The sequence below is a fragment of the Clostridium sp. UBA6640 genome (genome assembly GCF_002455975.1).
In the GTDB taxonomy this organism is placed as follows: Bacteria; Bacillota; Clostridia; order Clostridiales; family Clostridiaceae; genus Clostridium_J.
On the sequence record NZ_DKLM01000025.1, the window covers coordinates 1 to 9,433 of the forward strand.

Genomic DNA, 9,433 nt, shown 5'->3' on the forward strand with positions numbered 1-9,433 from the left:
TGTGCAATTTTCAGAGAATAATCTCTGTAAAAATTAATAGAAGCGAACAGTACAAGGAAGTGAAGGAACGAAGAGGGTCGTTTACTAAAGTAAATGAGCACTGGAGTGACTGAAACTGAAGCAGTAATGTGAAGCTTATATAAATTTTTAAAATTTGATAGAAACGAGTAACACCAGGAAACAAATGAGTGAGGAGCGGAGTTTACTGATGGTAAATGAGCACAGCAGCGAATGCAGTTGACGAAGTAGTACGAAGTTTATGACAAATTTTTCTTAAAATTAATAGAAGCGAGTAGTACAAGGAAACAAAGGAACGAGGAACAGAGTTTACTTAGGTAAATGAGTACCACAGTGACTGCAGTTGACGAAGTAATGCGAAGCTTATATGAATTTTAAATCTGGTGATGATGGTCCTAAGGGTAACACCCCTTTCCATTCCGAACAGGCAGGTTAAGCCTTAGGACGCCGATAGTACTGTACGGGAGACTGTGTGGGAGGGTAGGTTGTTGCCAGGTAGTGTTAACTAACAAAGCTTAGTTAGCAGTACGGATCTTTAGCTCAGTTGGTTAGAGCAACCGGCTCATAACCGGTAGGTCCGGGGTTCGAGTCCCTGAAGGTCCACCATATTTGGGGGTATAGCTCAGTTGGGAGAGCACCTGCCTTGCACGCAGGGGGTCAAGAGTTCGAATCTCTTTATCTCCACCATAAAAGCAATCCAAAAGGATTGCTTTTTTTTATTTTATAGGAAATTATAAAAAGTCAAATCTGTGGGTAACTTGTGGCAACATTAATATATTAATGCCAAGAAGATAACCTTTTATTTATATAAAAAATAATTAATAGGCTTAAAATTTAGTTACCCTTATTAAAATGCCCAGTTTCCATTTTTAAAAATTTGAATTAGTTCTTCATTTTGATTTACTCCAGTTACTTCTAAATCCTCTGTGCCGAACATAAAATCTACATGTATTAAAGAGGTGTTTCCTCCCGCTTCTAAGAATTCTTTATCTGTCATCTTATCTCCATCTTTTATAGATAAATTATAAGCTTTTCCTATAGCAAGATGGCAAGAGGCATTTTCATCATATAGCGTATTAAAAAAAGTTAACCCAGAATTAGATATTGGAGAGTTGAATGGAACAAATGCTACTTCTCCTAAATAACTAGAACCTTCATCAGTTTCAATTAAGCTTTTCAATGAATCATAGCCTTTTTCAGCGGTGAAATTTATAATTTTACCATTTTCAAATGTCAAAGAAAAATTTTCTATAAGATTTCCGCTATAGTTCAAAGGCTTTGAACTATATACTATACCATTAACACCGCTTCTTTTAGGTAATGTAAATATTTCTTCTGTTGGCATATTAGCAATAAAGTCTATGTTATCTGAGCTCTTTTTGCTACCGCCCATCCATAGATGATTTTGAGGCAAGTCCACATATAAGTCTGTACCTAAAGAGTTCTTAAAATGAAGTGATTTTAAATTTTGATTATTTAAAAAGTCTCTATTGTTTCTGAGAATTTCTATATGTTCTTCCCATACTTTTACAGGGTCTTCTTTATCAACTCTAACTAGTTTGAAAATCTCTTCCCAAAGTTTTTCTACTGCTTTATCTGGTAAAAGGTCTGGAAATACTTTCGAAGCCCATGATTTCGTAGGGATTGACAGCACTGACCAACGATTTTTATAATTTGTTAATCGATTATTAAATTCTTTAAATGCTAATTGACTAGCTTTTATAGAAGTAGAAATTTTTTTAGCGGGAACATCCTTCATAAGTTCGGGATCCGAGGCAGATATACTTAATACTGCGGCACCGTTCTTTGCATAGTACATAAATGAATCTACTTTCCATGGTGCTATAGTGCTTAATACCTCATAATCAGCGTACGTATGTTTTATTTTCGTGGAAATTTCATCATTCCAATCTATTATTACTTCCCTAGCTCCTTCTTCATAGGCCGCTTCAGAAATCATCCTAGCAAATGGAGCACATTCTATTGGGGAGGTTATTAGAAGAATTTGATTTTTCTGAATATTTACCCCGGTTTTTACCGCCAATCTAGCATATTTTTTAAGCATTTTCTCCATTATATTAACACCTCTTAAAAATATTTATTATGTAATATTATAATTTAGATAATTTATACGTGCAAGCTATAATTCCATTTTAGATGTATTAAAAAGGTTAAAGATTGCTATTATGATTTACAATGACAAATTAATACGCTTCTTTAAATATAAAAAGTTGTTAAATTTATATATTTAAATAGAAAATTTATTTATAATACAAGTTTTAAATCGAGAAATAGGATATCATATTTACCTAAATATATTGACATATATCCCTGAATATGATATAAATAGTATAGCACATATGATTATATATTGAAAAAAAAGCGAAAAAGTATAACACATAAATGGATTAATAAATATAATAGTATTATAGAGTTTTAAAAAGTATGATATAGATTAAGTTTATATTTTGTAGGGGGACTAAGTAATGACTGTAAAAGTTGCTATGAATGGTTTTGGAAGAATAGGAAGAGCTGTTTTAAGAATTGCTCAAGAAAATCTAATGAATGACGTTGAATTAGTTGCTATAAATGCTAGAGCAGAAAGTGAGACACTAGCACATTTATTTAAGTATGATTCTTGTTATGGTAAGTTCAATGGAACTATTGAAGTTGATGGTGAAGATAAAATAATAGTTAACGGAAAAGAAATTAAAATACTTAGAGAATCTGATCCAGCTAAGTTACCATGGAAAGAGCTTGGAGTAGATATAGTTATCGAATCTACAGGTATATTTAACAGTAGAGAAGGTGCTATAAAGCATATAGAAGCAGGAGCTAAAAAAGTTATAATAACAGCACCAGGTAAAAATGAAGATGTAACCATTGTTATGGGAGTTAATGAAAATGATTATAATGCAGAGAAGCATCATATAATTTCAAATGCATCTTGTACAACTAACTGTTTAGCACCATTTGCTAAGGTATTAAATGATAAGTTTGGAATAGTTAAAGGACTAATGACTACAATACATTCATATACAAATGATCAAAGAATATTAGACAAAACACATAAAGATTTAAGAAGAGCAAGAGCAGTTGGAGAATCTATAATTCCAACAACTACAGGAGCAGCTAAGGCAGTTGCTAAAGTTCTTCCAGAGTTAAATGGAAAACTAAATGGTTTTGCAGTAAGAATACCTACGCCGAACGTATCTTTAACAGATTTAGTATGCGAATTAAAAACAAAAGCTACTGCAGAAGAAGTAAATGCAGCACTTAAAGAAGCTTCAGAAGGTAGCATGAAAGGAATATTAGGATATTCTGAGGAGCCATTAGTATCAGTGGATTATAAACAAGACCCAAGATCATCAATAATTGATGGATTATCTACTATGACTATAGAAGATAATATGGTTAAAGTTGTTTCTTGGTATGATAATGAATGGGGCTATTCTTGTAGAACAGTAGATTTAGTAAACTATGTAGCAAAGTCTATTTAAGACATTGTTACTATAAAAATAAAAATAAAATTTTATATTATTAAATATTAATTACTTTATTCAATTTAAATTCATAAATTAACTATTTTGCGGTGTCCTAAAAAGCAATTTAACAATTGCTTTTTAGGACACTTTTCTATCCAAAAGTTTTATCTTCTATATTTTAATGTTAAAAAGAAAATATATAGGTTAAAATTAATGATATGATAAATAATGATAAGGTAAAGCATGGAATTTAGGAGGAGTTATATATGAGAATATTATTAACAAACGATGATGGAATATTTGCAAAAGGAATACAAACATTGGCTAGGAAACTCGAGAAATATCATGAGGTAATAATTGTAGCACCTAATATGCAAAGAAGTGCTAGTAGTCACTCTATTACAATAGCGAATCCACTTATAATTAAAGAGGAAAAATTAGATGGAATAAAGTCTAAGGCTTTCAGTATAAGCGGTACTCCAGCAGATTGCACGCGAGTAGGACTTATGAAGTTAGTTGAAAATAAAGTAGATTTGGTGATTTCAGGAGCTAATGAAGGATTGNNACAATTTAGGAACAGATGTAATTTATTCTGGCACCGTATCTGCAGCTGTTGAAGCAGCAATATTAAAAGTACCTTCAGTTGCATTTTCTTGCGATGGAAAAGATGAAAGTTACGACTTAGCTGCTAAAATAGCACTAGATATAGTAGCAAAAGCTGAAGAATGTAAGTTTAAAAATGATATAGTACTTAATATAAATATACCGCCTATAGATGAAAATATGAAAAATGAAATAAAGGTATGTAGAATAGGAGAAAGAAATTATAAAAACATTTTTGTAGAGGATTTGAATGAGGATGGTACAAGGACTTTAAAAATAAGGGGCATATTAGAAGACAATGATACTGAAGAAACAGATGTCTATAATATCAAAGAAGGATATATAACTCTAACACCTCTTCATTATGATTTAACTAATTTTAATATATTAGAAGATGTGAAAAAAATGTTTTAGATATATTAAGGTACACTTTTTCATGGACATAAAGAGCTTAATGGCTCTTTTTCTATTTATAAGTAAACTAAGATGTGTAATAAAATAGAGAAAAATAAGTTAACACTATGCTATAGAAGGATTATAATTGTAAGTATAAGATGTTTTACAAAAAAAGTTATATTAAAATGGTGATATACAATGATTAATTTTATTAAAAATAATATTGATATTGAAGATGAGATAAAAAAAGAAGAAAATCATATTTTTGATGAGGTAGTAAATAAAGTTAAGAATGTAGGAGATTTTATTAAAGCTTCTGCTTCATCAGTCTTTATAATACATAAAGATAAGATAGTTACAGAAGGGTATTTTGGGCAACATTCCCATAAAGAATTTGCTAGAAAGGTAGATTGTAGGTCTAGATTTAATATTGCATCTGCAAGAAAAAGCTATATAGGATTTGCAGTTGCTTATGCCTTGCTAAATAAGAATATACATAGTGCTGATGATTATGTAATTGATTATTTGCCAAATTTAGATAAGAACGTAATAGATAAAACCACTATTAGACATTTATTAACTCATACTCATGGTTTAACCAGTGATGCAAGCAGAAATCTAATTAGAAATTTTCCTTGTTGTACAAGCTGGGAATATAGGAATGAGGGAATAAAATTATTAACGGATATAGTAGAAATTAGTACAGGAAGAACTGTATCTCAAATATTACAAGAAACTGTTTTTAATCCTTTTAATTTATCAGAAACAGGTTGGGAAACAGAAACAGAAGAAGATCAAGTATTAATTATTTTTGATCCAGAAGATGAACCAGTAAGTGGAGTTAAAAAAAGCTCTACAGGAGGAGGATATGATAAAAATTTATATGTCTCATCTAGAGAATTAGCTTATTGGGGATATATTCATTTGAAAAAAGGTACTATTAATGAAATAGAAGTACTTCCTAAGGAAATATTTGATCTAACTACTTCTCTTCAAAGTCCATATTTGGAGGATAGAGAACTTCCAGAGAACGGATTTTTATGGTGGGTAAAAACTAGAGAGTGTAAAAAAAGTGAATTAGGAGAATTAGTACCTAAAGGATCGTATCAAATTTTAGGTAATACAGGAGCATGTGTGCTAGTAATTCCTAGTGAGGAATTGGTAGCAGTGAGAATGTACAATAAAAAAGGTAATCCTAAAGGGTATAATTATTTAAGGGATATTAAAGACTTTGGTAATAATATAATGAAATGTTTATATGAAAGGTAGAGAGCTATGGTAAAATTAGAATATTTGTTAGAAGAGGATTTTGATAAGATAATAAAATGGAATGAAAATACTTCACCAGAGTATTTAATGCAATGGGCAGGGCCAACATATAAGTATCCTATAACAAAGGAGCAAATAGCTGGGAATTTTAAAAACATATCTACTAAAGAGGAATCACAAATATTGATATATAAAATTATTTATACAGAAAGTAATAAAGTCATTGGAACTATTCAATTAATTAAAACAGATAATGTAAATAAAATAGGAAGAGTAGCAAGATTTCTTATAGGTGAAGAATCTATGAGAGGTAAAGGGGCCGGTACAGCAGCAATAGGTGAAATATTAAATATAGGTTTTAATACCTTTTTATTAGAAGAAATCACTTTAGGAGTATTTGACTTTAATTATGATGCGATAAGATGTTATGAAAAAGCAGGTTTTAAAAAGACAAAATTTACTGAAAATGCTAGGGTTGTAGAAAATAAATATTGGAATTTATATGAGATGAGCATAAAAAAGAATGAATGGCTTAAAATCAAGAAATAACAAAAAGAAAAAGTATATATTAATTGAATGTATCACTAATTTTATAAATTAGTGATTATAATTATCTTATTTTTATTTAGTGTTATTAAATATTGTATAACATTAGAAAATACTATAATGATTACCAAGTGCAAGAGGGATAGAGAAAAGGAGCGTTAATATGAATAAACCTTATGTATTTACACCCGGTCCAACAGAAGTTAGAGAGAATGTTCGTTTAGCTAGAGCTATGGAAGCCACTAATCCAGATTTAGATATACATTTTTATGATTTTTACAAAGAGACCTGTGAAAAAATAGGGAAAATAATAGGTACCAATAATGATGTGTATATATTAAGCGGTGAAGGGATATTAGGACTTGAGGCTGCTTGTGCGTCGCTAACAGAGAGAAACGATAGAGTACTTATATTGGATAATGGGGTTTTTGGAGAAGGTTTTGGTGATTTTGTTAAGATATATGGTGGAGAGCCTGTATATTATAGCGTAGATAGACAGGAAGAGATAGATATAGAAGCTTTAAGAAAGTTTTTGGAGGAGGATAATAATTTCAAATATGCAACTATAGTACATTGTGATACCCCTTCAGGACTTTTAAATAATATAAGTAAAATATGTCCATTATTAAAGCAATATGGGATAATTACAGTTGTAGATAGTGTTGCTGCTATGGTAGGAGAACCTTTAAAAGTAGATGATTGGAAAATAGATATTGTATTAGGCGATTCTCAAAAAGCATTTTCAGCTCCACCAGGACTAACAATGCTATCAATTAGTGATGATGCTTATAAGGCTATGGAAAACAGAAAAACTCCAATTACAGGCTTTTATTGTAATTTAACAATATGGAAAGGTTACTATGAAAAGAAATGGTTTCCTTATACAATGCCTATAAGTGACATTATGGGACTTAGAGTAGCAGTGGATAATGTAATTGAAGAGGGAATAGATAATGTCGTTGAAAGGCATAAAAAATATGCTAATGCTACTAGAAAAGCAATTAAAGAATTTGGATTAGAGCTATTTATAAGAAAAGGGCAAGCTAACACACTAACATCAGTAGCACTTCCAGAAGGAATAGATGCAGATGAATTAGTATCTCATATGTTTAATAAATACAATGTATTAATGTCATCTTCTTTTGGATTTGTAAAAGGCAAAGTTGTTAGAATAGCCCATATGGGTGAAAATGCTAGAGAAGAACGATTAGTATATGTATTAAATATTTTAGAAAAGGCACTTAAAGATTTAGGATATAATACTGATAAATCTTTAGTACAATGCTTTAACAAACATTTATAAAATTAAATTATGTAGGTTTTATTTAATTTATATTTTGATAAAACATTTAAAATAAGGGGGAGTTTATATGCTAAGAACAAATAAAGAAAAGATTGTTAAATGGTCAGTTCAAGGAAAAATACATCATCCACTAGGTGGAAATTATAGAATAACTCATGAGGGAGTACCAATGATATTGCCAGCTACAGGAGGAATTTCTTACAATGTGAGCATTGGAGATTCAGCTTTTGGATGGGTAGGTGACCATGTTGAGCCAGGAGTATCAATTAGAAATGAGAATACAACAGAAAATGCAGCGTTGATGACATTTGCATGTATAGGAAATGAAGCAAAGGTTGTTTTAGGAGATGGAAAAGGTGCAAAAGGTTATGTAACTGGTATGCATGGTGGCATAGAACATGTTATGATTTGTTTTGAAAAAGAGGATTTAGAAAATTTAGCTATAGATGATAAGATACTAATCAAAGCATATGGACAAGGTTTAAAATTAGAAGGATTTGAAGATGTACAACTTATGAGTATAGATCCAGATTTATTTGAAAAGCTAGGAATTACAGAAGAAGATGGTAAAATGCAAGTTCCTGTTGTTGCTAAGGTTCCACCATATCTTATGGGCTCAGGAATTGGATCACCAAGCGCGTACACAGGAGATTATGATATAATGACTGCTGATACAGAAGAAATAAAAAGACTAGGCTTAGATAAATTAAAGTTTGGAGATTTGGTTTTACTTGAGGATTGTGATAATACTTATGGAAGAGGATTTTTAAAAGGAGCTGTAAGTATTGGAGTGGTGATTCATAGTGATTGTGTAAAAGCTGGCCATGGACCTGGAATTACGACAATTATTACTAGTAAAAAACCTATCATTGAAGGCATAATTGACAAAGATGCCAATATAGGCAATTATATGAAGAAATAAAAGAGTTTAAATTAGGGTATCTTTAATAAAGTAATAAGTCAATGGATTAAAATACTTCCTATTATACTCCGTTGCAAGATGCAAAATGTATAATATCTATGATTAGTTAGTTTTTTTAGATGGCTAAACTAAGAGTAACACATGGATTTATCACGCAATACAGAATACTTGGTACTTCAGTGGCGAGATGAATGTGCTATAAACTTCTAAGAAATAGATATAGATAGGGTAAATGCAACTTTTGGATAATACCTAAGAACCTTACGGCTTTAGCCGTGAGAGGTTCAGAGTCAGAGTTAAATTAAATATAGAACAGATTAGACATGTGATATTAAAATTATGCTTAATATCACATGTCTTTAATTTAGTATTAAGTCAATAATTTAAACTGTTATTTATGTAGACAAATAATAAAAGTCAAGAGAAGTCTAGATTATCTATGGAGAATTATAAAAATTAATAGAACTATGAATAGATCATTAAGAAGTTTTATATTAAAGATACTTGATTTAATATAAAGCTTTTTTAATTTTAAGATTTATTTAATAAAATAAATTGCCATATGATGTTCAATTTAAACAAAATCTTATTATTTTGACCTAAAACATTACCAGGTGTATCAATATGAGTAATTTAAAGATTTTTTGAGATAATTTAAGATTCTTTAGGATAATTTTTATACAAAATGTAAATAACTATATTCATATGAGTTATAACATGTTATTATGAATAAGTCGTCAGCGCTGAGGTGCATACGACGCTTAAGTTATCAAGCACATAGTTGAGTTTAAAACTTTTAAAAAAAGTTGTTGACAAAACTAAATGCAGATGATAAGATGATTAAGCGGTCTGAGAGCAGGCCAAACAAATTAAAACTTGGTCTTTGAAAAT

6 protein-coding genes, 2 tRNA genes, 1 rRNA gene and 1 pseudogene are annotated in these 9,433 nt (G+C 30.3%); 9 read left to right on the forward strand and 1 reads right to left on the reverse strand.

The genetic code is table 11. From position 1 onward, the window contains the following. Positions 1–397 precede the first annotated feature (397 nt). From rrf to B2W91_RS02965, 3 genes are all read left to right on the forward strand, one after another. Positions 398–515: ribosomal RNA gene (gene rrf / locus B2W91_RS02955) — 5S ribosomal RNA — on the forward strand. 32 nt (positions 516–547) lie between these two features. Next, positions 548–624: transfer RNA gene (locus tag B2W91_RS02960), tRNA-Ile, on the forward strand. 5 nt (positions 625–629) lie between these two features. After that, positions 630–705: transfer RNA gene (locus tag B2W91_RS02965), tRNA-Ala, on the forward strand. A gap of 160 nt (positions 706–865) precedes the next feature. On the opposite strand, the gene B2W91_RS02970 is transcribed toward B2W91_RS02965, so the two are convergent. Next, complete coding sequence (locus tag B2W91_RS02970) at positions 866–2,092, reverse strand: aminopeptidase (RefSeq protein ID WP_291578795.1); 1,227 nt, start codon at positions 2,090–2,092, stop codon at positions 866–868. A 412-nt stretch (positions 2,093–2,504) separates the two neighbouring features. Here B2W91_RS02970 and gap point away from each other — a divergent pair, with 412 nt between their 5' ends. The 6 genes and pseudogenes from gap to B2W91_RS03000 all read left to right on the forward strand — a co-directional run bounded on the left by gap (position 2,505) and on the right by B2W91_RS03000 (position 8,542). Then, entirely contained in the window at positions 2,505–3,518 is a 1,014-nt protein-coding gene (gene gap, locus B2W91_RS02975; RefSeq protein WP_291578796.1) for a type I glyceraldehyde-3-phosphate dehydrogenase, read from the forward strand. A gap of 251 nt (positions 3,519–3,769) precedes the next feature. Then, positions 3,770–4,520: pseudogene (surE, locus tag B2W91_RS02980) on the forward strand (5'/3'-nucleotidase SurE). 180 nt (positions 4,521–4,700) lie between these two features. Further along, positions 4,701–5,771, forward strand: a complete 1,071-nt coding sequence (locus B2W91_RS02985; protein ID WP_291578797.1) for a serine hydrolase domain-containing protein — start codon at positions 4,701–4,703, stop codon at positions 5,769–5,771. A gap of 6 nt (positions 5,772–5,777) precedes the next feature. After that, entirely contained in the window at positions 5,778–6,320 is a 543-nt protein-coding gene (locus B2W91_RS02990; RefSeq protein WP_291578798.1) for a GNAT family N-acetyltransferase, read from the forward strand. A 160-nt stretch (positions 6,321–6,480) separates the two neighbouring features. Continuing rightward, complete coding sequence (locus tag B2W91_RS02995) at positions 6,481–7,620, forward strand: pyridoxal-phosphate-dependent aminotransferase family protein (RefSeq protein ID WP_291578799.1); 1,140 nt, start codon at positions 6,481–6,483, stop codon at positions 7,618–7,620. 67 nt (positions 7,621–7,687) lie between these two features. Next, a complete protein-coding gene (locus B2W91_RS03000) occupies positions 7,688–8,542 on the forward strand; it encodes a DUF4438 domain-containing protein (protein ID WP_291578800.1) in 855 nt (284 codons plus the stop codon). The last annotated feature ends 891 nt before the right edge of the window (positions 8,543–9,433 follow it).